Origin of the sequence: Virgibacillus dakarensis (genome assembly GCF_900155625.1) — a bacterium.
GTDB classification, from domain to species: Bacteria; Bacillota; Bacilli; order Bacillales; family Amphibacillaceae; genus Lentibacillus_C; species Lentibacillus_C populi.
The window spans coordinates 1064295-1083267 of sequence record NZ_LT732553.1; the positions used below are offsets into that span (position 1 = coordinate 1064295).

Genomic DNA, 18973 nt, shown 5'->3' on the forward strand with positions numbered 1-18973 from the left:
AATGATTTTATCAGCTTGGATATTATGTTAGGAATCGCGATATTATTGGAAGAATGAATAGCTATAATAAATCCTAAATTTTGAATGCAGGCAACTTGGATTTGGGGAGGAAGGTTCTTTGAAAAAATTTTTATTATATCTTTTAGCCGTTCTTTTAATAACTATTATCGTAAGCTTCCTATTAGGTTACTTCACATTTGGCATGATCGTTGGGTTTATTTTCATGGTAGTTGCTATTGGTGCCGCAAATGTGTATCAATTGAATAACCGGGAGTATATCCATCACAAAATTCATGGAAACAATGACAGAAAGAAAAAATGGTAAATGCATCGTAAAGTATTGAATTTAACCGGAAAACAGTTGAACTCACTTCACTGTTATGGTATATTAATTGTTGTGCTTAAGTGTACGGCTTAAGGGCTATAAACGATGTTCCGCTGTCACCTGGTGAGATATGAGCATTGGTTTGGAAGGAGTGAAGTAGGATGCAAAAATTAATCGAAGACATCACAAAAGATCAGCTTCGCACAGATCATCCTGATTTCCGCGCGGGTGACACTGTAAAAGTTCACGTTAAAGTTGTTGAAGGAACGCGCGAACGTATTCAGGTGTTTGAAGGCGTCGTTATTAAGCGTCAAAACGGTGGAATCAGCGAAACGTTTACAGTAAGAAAAATCTCTTATGGTGTAGGTGTTGAACGTACATTCCCAGTGCATTCACCTCGAATTGCGAAAATCGAAGTTTCCCGTCGTGGTATCGTACGTCGTGCTAAACTATACTATCTTCGTAATCTACGCGGTAAAGCAGCACGAATTAAAGAACGTCGATAAATTCAAAAGTGGAAGTGCCCGGTTAGGGGCGTATGGACTGGACTGAACCGTAGGAGATAAAGGAAACACGGTGAGCTGGAAGCGAACCGATGTTGACTTATCGTACGGAGGTGAAGGAAGTCCACTAGCCCCTGGGCGCTGGAACTGGACGTGGCTTTTGCTGCCAGTAGAAAGTTGAATGAATTAAGAAAGAAAGGAAGGAGCTTGGCACTGTTGCAAGCTCTTTTTCTCTTTCGAATAGGAAAATAGTCCAGTGTTTACACTATACATATTGCAGTTGGTAGAGGGAAGTGGAAGTAATGGCCAAACGGAAGAAAAATGAGTGGTTTGACTGGTTAAAGGCACTGTTGATTGCATTAGGACTTGCTCTGATTGTCCGGACGTTCTTTTTTGCCCCGATAGTTGTAGACGGTCCATCGATGCAACCGACATTGCACAATGGGGATCAAATGATTGTGAACAAATTTGTATACAACATTAGCGAACCAGATCGCTTTGATATCGTTGTTTTTCATGCAACGGACAAGAAGGATTTTATCAAACGCGTAATTGGCCTGCCGGGTGAGCATGTTGCGGTCAAAGATGAAGTATTATATATTGATGGCGAACCGGTCGATGAACCCTTCTTGGAGGAACAGAAAGAAAATTTAGAACCGCAGGAAGTGTTAACGGATGATTTTCGGTTAGAGGATTTACCTGGTAATGATACAACCATACCTGATGGATACGTATTGGTTCTCGGTGACAATCGTGATAACTCAACAGACAGCCGTATACTAGGATTGATCTCTGAGGATCAGATCGTTGGAAAAACCAGTTTGGTCTACTGGCCATTCGATCGTTTCCGGTTATTAAAAGAATAGGGTGAAAAGGTATGCCGATACAATGGTTTCCAGGCCACATGGCTAAAGCACGACGTGAAGTCGAGGAAAAGTTAAAGCTAGTTGATTTTGTAATGGAATTAGTTGATGCACGCGCCCCATTATCATCGCAAAACCCAATGCTGCAGCAGGCTTTACAGAATAAGTCAAAAATGATTGTTTTGATGAAAAAAGACTTGGCTGATCAGCGGGAAACAACAAAATGGGTCGATTATTTTAATGAAAGAGGTACAAAAGCAGTAGCGATCGATGTAAATGATAAAGCAGATATAAAACACGTCATCCAAAATGCTAAAGAGCTTGGCCAGGAAAAAATGGAAAAACTGAAGGCCAAGGGAATACAGCCCCGTCCAGCAAGGGCCATGATTGTCGGGGTTCCGAATGTCGGTAAATCAACATTAATTAATCGCCTTGCCAACAAAAAAATCGCCAAAACAGGAGATCGCCCTGGGGTGACCAAACAGCAATTATGGATCAAGGTAAAGAAAGATTTTGAATTGCTCGACACACCGGGAATATTGTGGCCGAAATTTGAAGATGAGCTTGTTGGATATCGACTTGCTGCATTAGGCACGATAAAAGACCAGCTGCTATCCATGCAGGATATAACGGCTTTCGTAATCACGTACATGCAGCAGCATTATCCCGATTTGCTTGAAGAAAGATATCAAATTGCTCCTGATATGGAGGATATGTGGGAAATTTTTGAGATAATTGGTAAACAACGAGGCTGTCTGGAAAGCGGTGGCAATGTTAATTTTGATAAGGTTGCCGATGTCGTCATACGCGATCTTCGGACAGGCAAACTGGGCAGAATAACATTGGAGTCAGTTGAAGATTGATGGATTTGGCATACATCTCCGGGTGGATGCCTATTTTTTATTACTCAAAGTAATGCGGTTTTAGCCGATATAAAGATAGAGGTGTACAGATGAACAGAAAATCAATTGCTCTATTAAAGCAATTATTTGCAGCAAATCAGATCAATGAAGAACTTATCGCAGAATTGCGTCTGGATGAACGAAAAGGTGTCCAGCAATTAGTGGAACGCTATGATCGCCAAAAACAGAAAGATCAGGATCTTGAGAAGAAGTTTGCGGAAATGTGTCTGTATGAGAACAGAATTTATGATAATGGCTGTACTTATATTGCCGGAATGGATGAGGCAGGAAGAGGTCCGCTAGCAGGTCCGGTAGTGGCAGCTGCCGTTATTTTACCACGGGATTTTACTTTGCTCGGTTTAAATGATTCCAAACAATTAAATGAAGCAACCCGTAATCAGTTTTTTGACATCATCAAAAAGCAGGCAGTAAGTTATGGTATTTCCGTCATTAGCAATCAAAAAATAGACGAGATTAATATATTTGAAGCAACCAAATTAGCAATGTACGAGGCAGTCAATCAGTTAGATCCAATACCAGATCATATATTAATTGACGCCGTTCGTTTAGCTGATCTTCCTTGCTCCTCGGAAGCAATTGTCAAGGGGGATCAAAAGAGTATCTCGATTGCAGCCGCTAGTATCTTAGCAAAGGTTACGCGTGATCAGATCATGAAAAAAATACATACCGAATTTCCGTACTACGATTTTGCCTCGAATATGGGGTATGGAACGAAGCATCATTTAGATATGCTTTTGCAGTATGGTATTTCACCCTATCATCGGAAATCGTATGCCCCGGTTAGCAATGCAGCAAAGTAAACATTAGGAAAATGAGGTGATTCTACTTGAGCATTCAGCACATCACATCTCCCGCCAAATCCGATGTACATCATACGAAACAAGTATTAAGGCAAGGGCAGATTATCCAAGGAAAAGTTTTACATCTATATCCAAACAATAAAGCACAAATTCAAATTGGAACACAAAAAATGATTGCTCAATTAGAAGCTTCATTAACCATAGGGGAAACCTATCATTTTCAAGTACAAGCTACGGACGATATCATTCGCCTGAAGGTGCTTGGTGACAAGGTCAAAAGCAATATGACGGATAATGTCATGAATCTCTTGAAGCAATTAGGCCTAAAAGCGACGAAACAAAATAAAGCATTAATACAGATTCTGATGACGGAGAAAATCCCGTTTGATAAAGAACAGATAACCAAAGCATTTCAACTAATAGATAATACAGAAAATAAAATCCAGGCAAGGCAAGTAATAAAGGAAATAATTGCGACAAAATTACCATTGACGGATTCAATTTTTCAGGCGTTGTACACGAAAAGTACGAGCGGATTTTCAGAACGAATAAACGCACTACTGTTACAGCTTAAACAAGATACAAATATGGCACTGCAACAACTTTCTTTAATAGAACGCCTTACTGCCCTAACAGATGGAACAAATAGACAAAATGTTTTAGTGAAACACATCATTACAGAGGTAAACCGTAATAGCCCGACATTTTTTCAATTCGCAAAAGCTGCTGGATTTCTGGATACAACCGTTAATTTTGCAACGTGGAAGGCCGAATGGACGGGGTTTGAGAAACAATATAATAATGGCAAGGGGCTTTCCTTACCGTTTCATTTGGATGATGGCTCCATTTTAAGAATGCTGGAGCAATCCAACAGCAGACGATTTGGAAAGGTTGTGCAACCGTTCCTGCAAAAATGGACAGATGCTATCCATCAAGCATTGCAGAAAAATAAGCCTTTAACACAAAATGAATTTACTGTACTAAAACAAGAAATTAATGAAATAGTATTGCCATCGCTTACAGATAAACAAGCACGGCATATAAAGCAACCCGTACAAAATAATCCGGAATCATTACGAACCTTTTTAAGCTTTTTAACTGCGGCGTCCACGGATCAACTCGATCCAAAGCTGGAACTGCTGCTAACGAATATGATACGGAATAGGTACGTTACATTATCAAATCCAAGAGAGCAGTTTTTAACTCAAATTAGACAAGTTTTGCAATTCACAGGGTTGGATTATGAAAATCAGCTTGTAACGAAAGATCAGACTATGACAGTAAAAGCAATGCTGCTGCAACTGTTGCACAACAGTGATGGGATAACCCATGAACGGGCCCAACAATTACTGCATTTTATTAATGGTTTACAGCTTAACTCGGTACACGAATCGGCCAATTTCATTCAGGCAAGCTTATTACTGCCTGGTGAAAGGCTCGGACTAAATCAAGATTTGCAGCTTGAATTTGCAGGGAAAAAGACCGAGACAGGAGAAATTAGTGCTGATTATTGTCGGGTATTGTTTTATTTGGATTTAGCTCATTTAAACGAAACAGTTATTGATATGAATGTGCAAAAACGGTCGGTTGCGATAACGATTTATAATGATCACAGTGCATTGAATGCCCAAACGAATGCACTTAAACCAATGTTAAAAGCGGGTCTTGAAAAGCTTGACTACCATTTGTCGACAGTGTCGGTAAAACCGTTAAGTCAAAAGGAAAAAGCGAAAGCAAATAGTAGTTTTTATTCCACACAAGGAGTGGATTTTCGCATATGAATAAACGGCAAAAACTGCTGCATTACGCTATGATCATGGCGCAAGTGAGGCACCAATAGTGCAGTCTCGGAAAAGCATGATAGCAGAAGAGATTATTAAAAGGGACAAGAAAATGATGTCCAGGTTACAGGAAGATGCATCATTTGTGTACTTTTAACTGAGCTTAATATTAATGAAACAATTCCGGAAGAATTGTTTCAGGCGGTTGCCGAAGTGTTTGCCTTTGTTTGCCGAGGCGATAAGAAAAGAATGGAGAATGGTTAAAATGAATGAAAATCTAACTTTAAGAACTTTGGAAAAAACAGATTTGGAGTTTATTCATGCGTTATATAACAATCCGGAAATCATAAGCTACTGGTTCGAGGAGCCGTATTTGTCCTTTGCCCACCGGGAAGACTCTTTTGATAAAAACATGGACAATCAGAGGCACCGGCAATTTATTTTAATGAACATAGACGAAAAAGTTGGATTTGTTGAACTGGTCAGCATTGATCCACGTCATCGGAATGCCGAATTCACCATTATCATTCACCCGGATTTCCAAGGTAAGGGTTATGCCTATACGGCAACAAGACTGGCTATGGACTATGCTTTTTCCGTAATCAATTTGCATAAACTGTACTTGTATGTGGACACGACGAATGAAAAGGCGATACATATTTACGAAAAAGCTGGATTTCAAATGGAAGGTGTTACACAGGAGATGTTTTTTGTGAACGGAACTTATCATGATGCGGCAGTTATGTGTATATTTGACCGGGATTACTGGAAAATGCACGAGTAGTTTTTGTGCTGGTCAGGCATTGGTACCTCATTCTTGTGAGATATGTCGTTTTTTGTCCGCTGTTGGATCTTGTTTTATCTTCCTTTGGCAAGAATACCCTTTCCTCAGGGGGATCATGACCCATTGAAAGACAAAGCAATGGCGCAACAACCATTGTTGAGAGATGGACTTGGAATGCTTGATTACCATTTTTTAATCGTACTGGTTAAGCCGTTAAGCCAAATGGAAAAGCTAGCAGATCGTACTTTTTATTCGGGACAAGGAGTGGATTTTTTGCATATGAAGACAAAACGGAAAAAAGCTGCTGCATTGCGCTATGATCACGACTCAGATTATGCACCCAGAGTTACAGCAGCTGGGAAGGGACTAATTGCCGAAACAATCATTGAAAAAGCAAAAGAAAACCAAGTGCCAATACAGGAAGATCCATCGCTTGTCGAACTTTTGGGAGAGCTGAATATAAACGAGAAGATCCCGGAAGAACTTTATCAGGCGGTTGCCGAGGTGTTTGCATTTGTCTATAAAGTGGATAGGGGTGTAATAGGAGAACAAAATGAATAAGTTAGGCGTTGAATCATCACGCCTTTATTTATCAAGCATTAACGGGCTGTAATACTCCTACCTCTAAGCGTGAGTAAACCAAAAACATAAAGGTGGGAGGAAAACAACTCGTAAATAACCGATTTTAGTCTTTTCGACCCACACCGCGTGGGCCTCGGGCTAATTCAGCGGGAGGTAGGTGAGGCTAAAACCGTCACGTCTGCATACCTTCGCCTCCACTAGCACGTCCTGTGCGTCGGAAATCCTCACTGAATGAAGTTTTACTTTATGATATAATAAATGAAAAAGGAAGGTGAATCGTTATGATGAATCGTAAAGAACTACACTGGATGGTTGACAAGTTACCAGAAGATAAGCTACCAAGACTAAGCGATTTTTTTCAACACATTTTTGATGAAGATAAATTAGAATTAAACGATACAACTAAAAAAGAGATAGATCAAGCGCGGGAACGTATTAATAAAGGCGAATACGTAACGTTGGCTGATCTTTTAAAGGATTTGCAAGATGTATAAGCTAAAGATTGACAAAAATGCTGAAAAATATATCAAAAAGTTAGATAGTCCAACTAGAAAAAGGATTCTAAACGCACTTATTGAACTTGCTGAAAATCCATTTGCCGACACCAGTGTTACCAGGATGAAAGGCTATACTAATCTGTTTCGGAAACGTGTCGGTGATTTTCGTATAATTTTTGAAATTGATCAGGGGAGCCTTATCGTTCTCGTACTAAAGGTGGGAAGCCGTGGTGATATTTACAAAAAATAACTGGGTTCCCACTACCTTTTTAATTTACCGATCAATCTTCCATTTTCAACTTTGGCATTGGGTTTTATAGGAACAAGCTAATTATCTTAACAACCTGTTACTTCTTCTTAAACTTAAAGGGAACTCTTCCCTTAAACTATTATGTATAACTCCTTGTAAACATCTATCAACCAATGCAATTTTCCCGTTCCTTAATTTCAAAAACAATATTAGACAACTACCTTTCTCTTTCCAGTCATTCGAATGATGGTCCTTATTCTTGTGAAATTTGTTGTTTTTTAATACAATGGAAATGCAGTGAATTTTGATGGGAGGATGAAGGATGAACATTCATGAGTATCAAGGCAAAGAAATCTTGCGCGAATATGGCGTAAACGTGCCAAACGGCCATGTTGCATATACGGTAGATGAAGCTGTTGAAGCTGCCAAGAAGTTAGGTACATCTGTAACAGTTGTAAAAGCACAAATCCATGCCGGAGGCCGCGGTAAAGCCGGCGGGGTTAAAGTTGCCAAAAATTTGGATGAAGTGCGTACATATGCGGATGAAATTTTAGGTAAAACACTTGTTACGCATCAAACGGGCCCAGAAGGCAAGGAAGTTAAACGCTTGCTTATTGAAGAAGGATGCGATATTAAAAAAGAATACTATGTAGGGGTTGTTTTAGATCGTGCAACTTCCCGTGTTGTCATGATGGCATCAGAAGAAGGCGGTACGGAGATCGAAGAAGTAGCTGCTAAAACTCCAGAGAAAATATTTAAAGAGGTCATTGATCCAATAGTAGGTCTAAGCCCATATCAAGCTCGCAGACTAGCATTCAATATCAATATACCTGATGAATTGCTATCCAAAGCAGTTAAATTTATGACTGGTCTTTATCAGGTATTTGTTGAAAAAGATTGCTCAATCGCAGAAATTAACCCACTTGTTACAACGGGTGATGGTCAAGTTATGGCACTCGATGCAAAATTAAATTTTGATGACAATGCAATTTACCGTCAAAAAGATGTTCAGGAATTCCGTGATTTAGATGAAGAAGATGAAAAGGAAATTGAAGCATCCAAATACGATTTAAGCTATGTTGCGCTCGATGGCAATATTGGCTGTATGGTTAACGGTGCAGGACTTGCAATGTCAACGATGGACATTATCAAACATTCCGGCGGAGAACCCGCAAACTTCCTTGATGTTGGGGGCGGTGCGACTGCTGAGAAAGTTACCGAAGCTTTCAAAATCATTTTGTCTGATCCAAATGTAAAAGGAATTTTCGTTAATATTTTCGGTGGAATCATGAAATGTGATGTTATCGCTGAAGGTGTTGTGGAAGCGACAAAACAAGTTGGTTTGGAACTGCCATTAGTAGTGCGTTTAGAAGGTACAAATGTTGATTTAGGCAAGAAAATTTTAGATGAATCTGGCTTAAACATTACTTCAGCTGGTTCCATGGCTGACGGTGCAGAAAAAATCGTTTCAATGGTTAAATAATTTCAGGCAGCATTCAGGCGATCTCTGTGTACGAATTGCCAGGAATGAAAAGCCAGATGGTTTAACCTTGAGTTTCAAAGAACGTATGAAGTGAAGATTACGTGGAAAGGACGGACGAAAATGAGTATATATGTCAATCAAGATACAAAAGTAATTGTCCAAGGAATTACCGGTGGAACTGCCAAATTTCATACCAAACAAATGCTTGAGTACGGTACGAAGATCGTTGGTGGTGTAACACCAAAAAAAGGTGGTACAGAAGTTGAGGGTGTTCCGGTATTTAATACAGTGAAGGAGGCTGTCGACCAAACAGGTGCAACGGCTTCCGTTATTTATGTACCAGCTCCTTTTGCTGCTGATGCGATTCTGGAAGCAGTAGATGCAGAACTGGATCTTACTATTTGTATTACCGAACATATTCCGGTTATGGATATGGTTAAAGTAAAACGTTATATGGAAGGCAAGAAGACACGCCTTGTCGGACCAAACTGCCCTGGTGTCATTACGCCAGAGGAATGCAAAATTGGTATTATGCCTGGTTACATTCATAAAAAAGGTCATATCGGCGTCGTATCCCGTTCTGGAACACTGACATATGAAGCTGTCCACCAATTATCGGAAAAAGGCTATGGCCAATCTACTGCAGTTGGTATTGGTGGGGATCCTGTTAATGGTACGGATTTTATTGATGTATTATCAGCATTTAATGAAGATCCAGACACAGAAGCAGTGGTCATGATTGGCGAAATCGGCGGTACTGCGGAAGAGGAAGCTGCTGCATGGATAAAAGCGAACATGAAGAAACCTGTTGTTGGCTTTATTGGCGGGGCAACTGCACCTCCAGGAAAACGTATGGGACATGCTGGTGCGATCATTTCCGGTGGCAAAGGTACAGCTGAAGAGAAAATCCGTGTTATGACAGAATGTGGCATTAAGGTTGCTGAAACACCTGCTGTAATGGGTGAAACAATGATCAAAGCATTAAAAGAAAATAACCTTGAAGCAAAATGTAAAACGCATTAACAAGTTAGAGGGAAGTCTGTCTTCCCTCTTCTTTCTATTGGAAATTTTTTGAATAAAAAAACCTATACCTAATAAAGGAAGTGGTTTCGTGCACATACTTCGAAAAAAATTAATTCATTTACACCGTTGTCGCGGGATTACCAGAAATTCGATCAGGAAAATGCTCCGGGCAGATCCTTCCTTATCCAATCTCTACAAGCTATCGTCTTCACAGTTAAGTCATCAATATACGATTCCCTTTCAAAACGCTCAATTACTCTATTCCGATCTTCATGACAAGCACGTCCATGCATCTATTAAACACGATTTGGATATGTTCCCTGTGGTAACAATAGTTGACGACAACTACCCCCCTGTGTTAAAAACAATTAAAGATCCGCCGTTTGTGCTTTATATGCTGGGGGATTTGTCTTTATTAAGCTATAGACCAGCTCTAAGTGTCATCGGAACACGCAGGCCATCACAAAATGCTTATAGGAAGATGCAGTTTATCTTACCGGCTTTGATTGAAAAAGGACTTTTGCTTGTCAGTGGCATGGCTAAAGGAATTGACGGGTATGCTCATCAACTGGCATTACAGCATAATGGGAAAACAATTGCTGTTTTGGGCAGTGGTTTTCATCATATTTATCCGAAACAAAACCGATCATTATTTCAGCGAATTGCCCAAGCAGGATTAGTTTTGTCCGAGTATACACCGAATACACCTCCAGAACGATTCCATTTTCCTGAACGAAATCGCATTATAAGTGGTCTCAGCTTTGCAACATTGGTCATCGAAGCAACGGAACGAAGCGGAACATTGATAACGGTTGATCAGGCACTTGATCAAGGAAGAGAGGTATATGCCGTTCCGGATTCACCGTTGCTGCCGCAAACGGTAGGATGCCATCGGATGATTCAGGATGGCGCCAAGCTGGTTATGAGTGCACATGATATTCTGGAGGATTGGGAATCAATGAAGCACATTTCCATGTAAAACTAGCATAAACTTGAAGAAAACGCTTTAAATTATCTGGGAAATTATTTCATCATGTTTGACAAATGGGAACGATATATTTACTATTAGTGAAGATTTCCAATTGAAAAGGGTGTTCAAAAAGTTACCAAATGATAAGGAGTGTACTTGGACACTTACAACTTTTCGAGTACACAATTGAAATAGGGTTACCTCAATCTGGGAGGAGAAAGAAAGTATGTCAGATTATCTTGTAATCGTTGAGTCGCCGGCAAAAGCAAAGACGATTGAACGATACTTAGGAAAAAAATATAAAGTGGAGGCATCCATGGGACATGTTCGGGATTTGCCGAAGAGTCAAATGGGCGTCGATGCAGAAGATCAATTCAAACCAAAATATATTACCATTCGTGGTAAAGGCGATGTTTTAAAGAAGCTGAAATCAGCCGCAAAAAAGGCGAAAAAAGTTTATCTCGCAGCCGACCCCGATCGAGAAGGGGAAGCGATTGCCTGGCATTTAGCACACAGCTTAAATATTGATGAGCATTCGGAATGCCGGGTTGTATTTAACGAAATTACCAAGGATGCGATTAAAGAATCATTTAAGCATCCGCGCTCGATTGATACAGATTTAGTCGATGCACAGCAGGCTAGACGGATTCTTGACCGGTTAGTGGGATATAACATTAGTCCGTTATTATGGAAAAAGGTAAAAAAAGGGTTGAGTGCTGGGCGAGTGCAATCGGTAGCAGTAAAAATGATTCTTGACCGCGAGAAGGAGATTGAAAACTTCAAGCCGGAAGAATATTGGTCGATTGAAGCAAGTTTCCATAAGGACAAAGATACGTTTGAAGGGTCTTTTTACGGAATTGATAACAAGAAGCATGAGTTAAAAACCGAAGATGATGTAAATCATATTCTAAAGCGCTTGGAAGGTAAAACATTTACAGTCGAAAAGGTCAATAAACGGGAACGCAAGCGTAATCCGGCACTGCCGTTTACGACGTCATCACTGCAGCAGGAAGCGGCTCGTAAACTGAATTTCCGAGCTAAAAAGACGATGATGGTAGCACAGCAGCTTTATGAAGGGATTGACCTTGGCAAAAAGGCTGGCGGCATCACCGGTTTGATCACGTATATGCGTACAGATTCAACACGTATTTCCGATACAGCAAAAAATGAAGCACAAGGTTATATTGAAGAAAAGCATGGCAAAAATTATATAGGTCATTCTAAAAAGACGAAACAAAAAGAGGGTACACAGGACGCCCATGAAGCGATTCGTCCAACCTCTGTACTAAGGGAGCCGAGCTCATTAAAAGCGGTTTTATCACGTGACCAGTTACGCCTATACAAATTAATCTGGGAACGATTTCTGGCAAGCCAAATGGCACCCGCTGTAATGGATACAATGACGGTTCATTTATTGAACAACGGTGTTGAGTTTCGCGCAACAGGCTCTAAAGTTAAATTTAAAGGGTTTATGTCTGTCTACGTGGAAGGTACGGACGACAAAAATAAAGAAGACAATAAATACTTGCCTGACCTGCAGGAAGGGATGGAGGTTAAAGCAGAAGAAATAACACCAGACCAGCATTTCACGCAGCCGCCACCTCGTTATACAGAGGCCAGACTCGTAAAGACGATGGAGGAGCAAGGGATTGGCCGGCCGTCAACGTATGCCCCGACACTTGATACGATTCAGCGACGCGGCTATGTGAGTATTGATAATAAGCGGTTCATCCCAACTGAGCTCGGGCAAATTGTCATCGAGCTATTACAGGAATTTTTCCCGAAAATTATTGACCTTGACTTCACAGCCAAAATGGAAGAAGATCTGGATTCGATTGAGGAAGGGAAAGTAAATTGGATTGCCATTCTGGATGAATTTTATGGACCTTTTAGCGAACGGCTGGAAAAAGCGGAAAAGGAAATGGAAAAAATCGAAATCAAGGACGAACCTGCTGGGATTACCTGTGAGAATTGTGGGCATGAAATGGTCTATAAAATGGGGCGCTATGGCAAGTTTCTCGCGTGCTCCAACTTTCCGGATTGCCGCAACACAAAACCGATTTTAAAAGAAATCGGTGTTAAATGTCCGAAATGTAAGGAAGGTAATGTCGTCGAACGGAAGTCGAAAAAGAAACGGACGTTTTATGGGTGTGACAGGTTCCCGGATTGCGATTTTGTCTCATGGGATAAACCAATTGCCCGACCATGTCCAAAATGTGACTCACTGCTGGTTGAAAAGAAAAAGAAAAAAGGAACGCAAATTCAATGTACGAACTGTGATTATGAGGAAGAAGCACAGAGTTAGGTAAAGCCGCCCGTGAAAAGGGCGGCTTTGTTATGTTCTTTTGTGATTAACCGAGCCCTAAAAGAAGGGAAGGGGTGTCAAGAAAATCATAGCAAATTTATGTAGTAACCCATGCGTTTAGTATTCCGGACAAGGTGTTACCCTCATAGCTAATTATTATTAAAAAGAAACTTTTTTTCATTTGGAATCGTATAATTTAATATATAAATTTGGAGTGATAATTGATTAGTGTGGGAGAAGATTGTAAGAGTATAATTATAAGAAAACGGCAGAATAATGTGGTTAATTTAGCGAGAGAAGTAGATTGAAATCCCGTAGTTTGTTAGAGAAAAGTGGTGATGAGATTGAAATTATTTATGGACATACTATTTTTCACTATCATCAGTTACTGCAGCTATAAGTTTATTCAAGTCATAATAAAAATGAAGCAGGGTATTATTTTGCCTATAACGGAAGAGGAAATTGTGTCCATTAGAAGATATCCTCAGAAAACAGTGGACTTCCCGATATATTCTAAACAAAAAGCAGGGATCATTGCTTACTCTATTATCCTTTTATTTGTGGTTAGCGTGTTTTTGTTGGGAGTATTCCTAGATTGGTCTTTTTATTTGCTGATGCTTATCCCCTTGATCAATTCGTATAATCTCCTAAATATCTTTGCCGTAATCGGTGACGGTGTAATCAGTGGAGGCCGCTTTATCGCTTGGAGCAAAATAAACTCATTTCAATTTATCCCTATTGACATAAACCATAAGTATTATGCTATGCAAAAGAAGTTAATGACGGGAATGAATTAAAAATAGTGGCTAAAGGCCATTCTGTAAATTGTATTGTTACGACGGGTGAAATGAGAGAGAAACTGAATAATGTTTTGGGTGGACATGTAGCAGCAAATGAGCAGTCAGAATAACAGTAAACGGGGGAAAAGTAAAAATGAATGATCATTTCACTACCATCTATGAACCGCCAACTCCTAAAGAATATAATGATTTGCGATTGGAGGGTGGTATAAGTGGGAAATCACTAGAAGCTGCAGCAGTTGGTTTGAAAAATTCATTATTTGCAGTGTGTATTTATGATAAAACGACATTAATCGGGATGGGACGTGTAATCGGTGATGGCGGAGCCTTTTTTCAGATAGTCGATATCGTAGTAAAGCCAAGCTATCAAGGAAAAGGGCTAGGTAAGATGGTTATGAAGGAACTAATAAACTACCTGGACAAAAACACATATCCCGGTTCTTATGTTAGTCTAATAGCCGATGATCCAGCCAATAAACTTTATGAACAATTTGGATTTAAGTACACCTATCCCAGATCACACGGTATGTATAGAATGTATTAGATTTTAAAGGAACGAGGATAAAAGCTTGATCAGTGAGTGTTTCATTCATGAGCTTAATCATGTCTTGGTCTACCGGAATAGGTTGAACAATTGAACTGGATGGGAGGAGTGGAGTGATACCCTTAACCGTATTTGTTAACCCGGAAATTTCGGTAATGGCAGATTGATGCTGTAAATGAAACAGGAAATTACTCTGACCTTAACGGTGTATCTGTAATGATGATATTTTCAGGGCTATTTGAACTGTGTTGGCACATTCATATTTATTTACGGTGCCCATTATATCTCATGGTAATCTAATATAAAGGGAATCAATCGGGCGCATTACTGCAGCAATAAATGTTCTACTCTTTATGGGTAGCTGTACCAAATGTTTAAACATTTGCCACAATTTTTAACAAAGAATGTTGTGAACTGTTGATAGATTTTGCTTTAGATCTTCTATATATTTAAATATAGAAGGAGATGAAAAACATGATCGGTATGAATATCCGTGTTTTGCGTAAAAAGCATAAACTGAGTCAGGAACAATTAGCTGAGAAGGTAAACGTATCACGACAGACCGTAGCAAAGTGGGAAAACGAAGAAGCCTTCCCTGATATTTATAAATGCAAGATACTCAGTGATATTTTTCAAGTAACTTTGGATCAAATGTCCCGTAATATGAGTGAAGAAGAGGCAAGCCAGCTCGCTCCCAAGGGAAAGCAGTTTTTTGGTGTTGTGAAGGTAGGAGAACGGGGCCAGATTGTGATTCCCAAACAGGCACGCGAAATGTATCAGATTCAAGCTGGTGATAAGCTGGTTATTTTGGGGGAAGATGCGACAAAAGGAATTGCTGTCTTAAAAAGTGAGGGTTTCCTGGAATTAGCAGAGATGATCCGAAAAACCGAACCAGCTGATGGTGATTCAGAATGAGCAAATTTGTATTTTTTTCTATACCTGCACATGGACATACCAATCCAACCATTCCGGTGGTAACCGAATTAGTAAATAGAGGCCATCAAGTTTGGTATTATTCCTTTCTGGAATTTCAGGAAAAAATAGAAGATGCCGGTGCAGTATTTATTGCTTGTGATGCATTCTTGCCCAAGCTATCACAAAAAGAATTGGATCGCAAAGCTGGCAAAGATTTTGCTGCATTGATTGAAATGGTTGTCGATACGACCATTGCTTTGGATGAAAAGGTATGTAAAGAATTAGGGGAAATCCGGCCAGATTGCATTATATCAGACTCTTTATGCTTTTGGGGAAAATTATTTGCCAAGAAACTAAGAATCCCATATATTAGTTCGACTACTACCTTTGCTTTTAATCAGTATACAGCAAAACTAATGAAGCGGAGTTTTATGGAATTATGGAAAATGATCGTCGGTATGCCACGAATTAACAAAAAAATCCAATTGTTAAAGGATCATGGTTATGAAGTAAAGAATTTTGTTTCGATTGTCCAAAATGATAATGAAACGGACACCATTGTTTTTACATCGAAAGAATTCCAGCCGATGGCGAATACCTTTTCTGACCGATATGCATTTGTTGGACCATCCATTAGGAACTTTCCTCCCGTTCAGAATAATAAAAAAGATAGAAAAATACTCTATATTTCCCTTGGAACTGTACTTAATCAAAATGAGGATTTTTACCAGAACTGTATCAAAGCATTTGCAAATACGAATTATGATGTCCTGATGTCAGTTGGTGAAAAAACTGAGATTTCTGCTCTTGACAGCATACCAGGAAATTTTACAGTGAAAAACTCCGTCGACCAGATTTCGGTATTACAGACAGCAGATTTATTTATTACCCACTGCGGAATGAATAGTGTGAATGAAAGTCTGTATTTTGGAGTTCCAATGGTTTTATTTCCGCAACATAGTGAACAAAGAATAATAGCTGACCGGGTTGCCATAATGGGTGCAGGATTAAAATTGAAAGGGAAGAAGCCAAAATATTTGGCGTCAACGGCAGCTGAGGTGCTGGCGAATCGGACATATAAGAAAAATGCACAGAAGCTGTCAGAAACCTTTCAAAATGCCGGCGGTGCTACAGAAGCGGCCAATGTGATTCTGACTAAAATTGGGGAGAAGTTTTAATTAGCTTAAGTATCTGAGCGTTTGGGCATTGTTGATGAAATTCTGAAAACTGGTATTGACGTTCAGGAAATGATTTGATAAACACTGGGGGATAGAATGGAAATCAATCTACGAAAATATAAATGCAGCAATCATGGGTTAGAACTCGTTCCTATTACAGGGCGGGTTTTCGCATTTGATGAAGAAAAGAGGACTGAGTCCATGAAAAAGGTAAAACATGGGTGAAAGATAGTGCATTATAGCTTGTGGCATCTCTTATTCATTATTTCTTAATTGTCATTACTATAAATATTTATGACAATTTTAGTAACTTTATTTTAAGTCTCCCGTATAAAAGTTTTACCACTTGGGAAAAGGGTAACATTTATATTGATAAAGGAGGGCTACAAAATGAATCAGAAGAAAACGTATTTTGTAACAGTTGATACGGAAGATATTCGTGAAGTCTCGATTCCTGAAAGTGGAATTGAATATGAAATAAGCGCAACACCCGAGGAGATCAAAGAAATAGAAATGTTATTTATGAACAAAGATAAAAATGCAAAAAAAGCAGTCAAATTTTTGGGAAAACCATTTGATGAATGGGGTGCTGACAAAGAAAGAGGCAGCTATGACGATCATTTAATGACAATTTATCAGCGTTTGTATGATTTGGGTACAGAAGAAACTAGAAAGAGAATAAAGGAATTAGATATACTGTAACATTTGGTAAAACTTTACTTTAATTTGACAGTTTTGTTGCAAATAAAATATATTTGAATTCTTTAATAGTTGTTTGTTGACTATTCATTTTGGAAAAGCTATAATTACCAATTGGTAAGTTTATTTACTTGACAGTGATTACGGAAGGAGAAAAATTTAAGTGAACTGACTTCGATTCTGAATTTTATTGCAATTTTGTTAAATCTGTTGCCATCCAGATTATAATATGATATGATTTATTCGCTGTTAAGAAGAAGGTGAAATTTTGCATAAACTTTCAGCCGGTTGCAAGGGATTCATCGAATATCTGCAAATTGAAAAAAATGCCTCGCCGTATACTGTGAGGTATTATCAGAATGATCTGGAAACGTTTTTTCTCTTTTTGGAGGGAGAGGGGATAGATGACTTGCGAGAGGTTGATACTCGAGTTGTACGTCTATTTCTCACTTTACTTTATGACAAGGGCTTAAGCAGACGGTCTGTATCGAGGAAAATTTCCAGTTTGCGAAGCTTCTATAAATACTTGGAGCGTGAAGAAAAGCTTACAAGTAATCCTTTTCTTCATTTGACATTACCAAAAGCTTCGAAACCAATTCCAGGCTTTTTATATATGGAAGAATTGGAACAACTATTTGAAGTCAGCGATTTAACGGACCCTTTGGGACAGCGCAATCAGGCAATGCTGGAGATGTTGTATGCAACAGGAATGCGTGTAAGCGAGTGTCAGGAGCTGAAAATTGAGGATATTGATTTCTCGATCGGCACAGTTCTTGTAAAAGGTAAGGGCAGAAAAGAACGCTATATTCCGTTTGGTCGATTTGCGGAAATCGCACTGGAGACGTATATAAATGAAGGCCGAATACAGCTACTTGGTAAAGCAAAAACAAATACAGACAATGTCTTCCTAAATGCCAGAGGTACACCATTAACAGCAAGGGGCATGCGATTGGTACTGAATAAAATGATAGAAAAGACAGCGTTGACCGTACATATCCACCCCCATAAATTGCGGCACACATTTGCAACGCATCTCTTGAACGCGGGGGCGGATCTTCGTACTGTACAGGAACTGCTCGGTCATGAAAACTTATCATCTACACAAATATATACGCACGTTACAAAGGACCGTTTGCGTAACGTCTATATGAACAGCCACCCAAGGGCTAATGTACAAAAATCGAAGTCAAGAGGTGATGATCATGAATAATCAAATGCATGCGACAACCATATTTGCTATCATGCATGATGGACAATGTGCGATGAGTGGAGATGGCCAAGTTACACTGGGGAATGCAGTTGTCATGAAACATAAAGCGAAGAAAGTACGTACATTATTCAACGGGCAAGTTTTAGCGGGGTTTGCCGGATCTGTCGCAGATGCATTTACACTGTTCGAAAAATTTGAAGGAAAGCTTGAATCATTTGATGGTAATCTTGCTCGTGCTGCTGTAGAATTAGCCAAAGAATGGCGGAGTGATAAAGTTCTGCGAAAGTTGGAAGCGATGCTGATCGTCATGAACAAGGAAAAGATGTTTTTAGTTTCTGGAACCGGTGAAGTAATTGAACCGGACGATGGCATATTGGCAATTGGTTCCGGCGGTAATTATGCATTAAGTGCTGGCCGGGCATTGCGGAGGTACGCTGATAACCTGTCTGCCAAGGAAATTGCCCAGGCAGCATTAGAAATTGCTGGTGAGATATGCGTGTACACGAATGATCACATAACGCTGGAAGTACTTGAATAA

21 protein-coding genes are annotated in these 18973 nt (G+C 39.6%); all 21 read left to right on the plus strand.

Going from position 1 to position 18973, the window contains the following annotated elements; all coding sequences use genetic code 11:
• The first annotated feature begins 118 nt into the window (after positions 1 to 118).
• The 21 genes from CZ382_RS05290 to hslV all read left to right on the plus strand — a co-directional run bounded on the left by CZ382_RS05290 (position 119) and on the right by hslV (position 18973).
• Positions 119 to 325 carry a hypothetical protein gene (locus tag CZ382_RS05290; RefSeq protein WP_088050169.1) on the plus strand — a complete coding sequence of 69 codons (207 nt, stop codon included), beginning with the start codon at positions 119 to 121 and terminating at the stop codon, positions 323 to 325.
• Positions 326 to 486: 161 nt separating this feature from the next.
• Positions 487 to 831, plus strand: a complete 345-nt coding sequence (rplS, locus tag CZ382_RS05295; protein ID WP_088050170.1) for a 50S ribosomal protein L19 — start codon at positions 487 to 489, stop codon at positions 829 to 831.
• Between the two features lie 299 nt (positions 832 to 1130).
• Positions 1131 to 1694, plus strand: a complete 564-nt coding sequence (gene lepB / locus CZ382_RS05300; RefSeq protein ID WP_088050171.1) for a signal peptidase I — start codon at positions 1131 to 1133, stop codon at positions 1692 to 1694.
• An 11-nt stretch (positions 1695 to 1705) separates the two neighbouring features.
• Complete coding sequence (gene ylqF / locus CZ382_RS05305) at positions 1706 to 2554, plus strand: ribosome biogenesis GTPase YlqF (protein WP_088050172.1); 849 nt, start codon at positions 1706 to 1708, stop codon at positions 2552 to 2554.
• A gap of 89 nt (positions 2555 to 2643) precedes the next feature.
• Positions 2644 to 3414, plus strand: coding sequence for a ribonuclease HII (locus CZ382_RS05310; protein ID WP_088050173.1), 771 nt, complete (start codon positions 2644 to 2646; stop codon positions 3412 to 3414).
• Between the two features lie 26 nt (positions 3415 to 3440).
• Positions 3441 to 5195 (plus strand): hypothetical protein, encoded by a 1755-nt coding sequence (locus tag CZ382_RS05315; protein ID WP_088050174.1) that lies wholly within the window; start codon positions 3441 to 3443, stop codon positions 5193 to 5195.
• A 265-nt stretch (positions 5196 to 5460) separates the two neighbouring features.
• Positions 5461 to 5979, plus strand: coding sequence for a GNAT family N-acetyltransferase (locus CZ382_RS05325; RefSeq protein ID WP_088050175.1), 519 nt, complete (start codon positions 5461 to 5463; stop codon positions 5977 to 5979).
• A 279-nt stretch (positions 5980 to 6258) separates the two neighbouring features.
• Positions 6259 to 6540 (plus strand): EscU/YscU/HrcU family type III secretion system export apparatus switch protein, encoded by a 282-nt coding sequence (locus CZ382_RS05330; protein ID WP_088050984.1) that lies wholly within the window; start codon positions 6259 to 6261, stop codon positions 6538 to 6540.
• Between the two features lie 302 nt (positions 6541 to 6842).
• Positions 6843 to 7055 (plus strand): hypothetical protein, encoded by a 213-nt coding sequence (locus CZ382_RS05335; RefSeq protein WP_088050176.1) that lies wholly within the window; start codon positions 6843 to 6845, stop codon positions 7053 to 7055.
• The gene (locus CZ382_RS05340; RefSeq protein WP_088050177.1) at positions 7048 to 7308 is read left to right on the plus strand and encodes a type II toxin-antitoxin system RelE family toxin; all 261 of its coding nucleotides are present in this window, start codon (positions 7048 to 7050) and stop codon (positions 7306 to 7308) included. Before CZ382_RS05335 ends, CZ382_RS05340 begins: the two co-directional genes overlap by 8 nt.
• A gap of 322 nt (positions 7309 to 7630) precedes the next feature.
• Positions 7631 to 8791: an ADP-forming succinate--CoA ligase subunit beta gene (sucC, locus tag CZ382_RS05345; RefSeq protein ID WP_088050178.1), complete on the plus strand. Its 1161-nt coding sequence runs from the start codon at positions 7631 to 7633 to the stop codon at positions 8789 to 8791.
• Positions 8792 to 8911: 120 nt separating this feature from the next.
• Complete coding sequence (gene sucD, locus CZ382_RS05350; protein WP_088050179.1) at positions 8912 to 9814, plus strand: succinate--CoA ligase subunit alpha; 903 nt, start codon at positions 8912 to 8914, stop codon at positions 9812 to 9814.
• Positions 9815 to 9902: 88 nt separating this feature from the next.
• A complete protein-coding gene (dprA, locus tag CZ382_RS05355; protein ID WP_088050180.1) occupies positions 9903 to 10793 on the plus strand; it encodes a DNA-processing protein DprA in 891 nt (296 codons plus the stop codon).
• A 217-nt stretch (positions 10794 to 11010) separates the two neighbouring features.
• Complete coding sequence (gene topA, locus CZ382_RS05360) at positions 11011 to 13089, plus strand: type I DNA topoisomerase (protein ID WP_088050181.1); 2079 nt, start codon at positions 11011 to 11013, stop codon at positions 13087 to 13089.
• A 344-nt stretch (positions 13090 to 13433) separates the two neighbouring features.
• A complete protein-coding gene (locus tag CZ382_RS05365) occupies positions 13434 to 13886 on the plus strand; it encodes a hypothetical protein (RefSeq protein WP_088050182.1) in 453 nt (150 codons plus the stop codon).
• Between the two features lie 136 nt (positions 13887 to 14022).
• Positions 14023 to 14433, plus strand: a complete 411-nt coding sequence (locus CZ382_RS05370; RefSeq protein WP_088050183.1) for a GNAT family N-acetyltransferase — start codon at positions 14023 to 14025, stop codon at positions 14431 to 14433.
• 474 nt (positions 14434 to 14907) lie between these two features.
• On the plus strand, positions 14908 to 15348 hold the full coding sequence (locus CZ382_RS05375; protein WP_088050184.1) for a helix-turn-helix transcriptional regulator: 441 nt from the start codon (positions 14908 to 14910) through the stop codon (positions 15346 to 15348).
• Positions 15345 to 16526: a macrolide family glycosyltransferase gene (locus CZ382_RS05380; RefSeq protein WP_088050185.1), complete on the plus strand. Its 1182-nt coding sequence runs from the start codon at positions 15345 to 15347 to the stop codon at positions 16524 to 16526. The genes CZ382_RS05375 and CZ382_RS05380 overlap by 4 nt, the downstream gene beginning before the upstream one ends.
• A gap of 390 nt (positions 16527 to 16916) precedes the next feature.
• Positions 16917 to 17228, plus strand: coding sequence for a hypothetical protein (locus CZ382_RS05385; protein ID WP_088050186.1), 312 nt, complete (start codon positions 16917 to 16919; stop codon positions 17226 to 17228).
• Between the two features lie 265 nt (positions 17229 to 17493).
• Positions 17494 to 18435, plus strand: a complete 942-nt coding sequence (xerC, locus tag CZ382_RS05390) for a tyrosine recombinase XerC (protein WP_088050187.1) — start codon at positions 17494 to 17496, stop codon at positions 18433 to 18435.
• On the plus strand, positions 18428 to 18973 hold the full coding sequence (hslV, locus tag CZ382_RS05395) for an ATP-dependent protease subunit HslV (protein ID WP_088050188.1): 546 nt from the start codon (positions 18428 to 18430) through the stop codon (positions 18971 to 18973). Before xerC ends, hslV begins: the two co-directional genes overlap by 8 nt.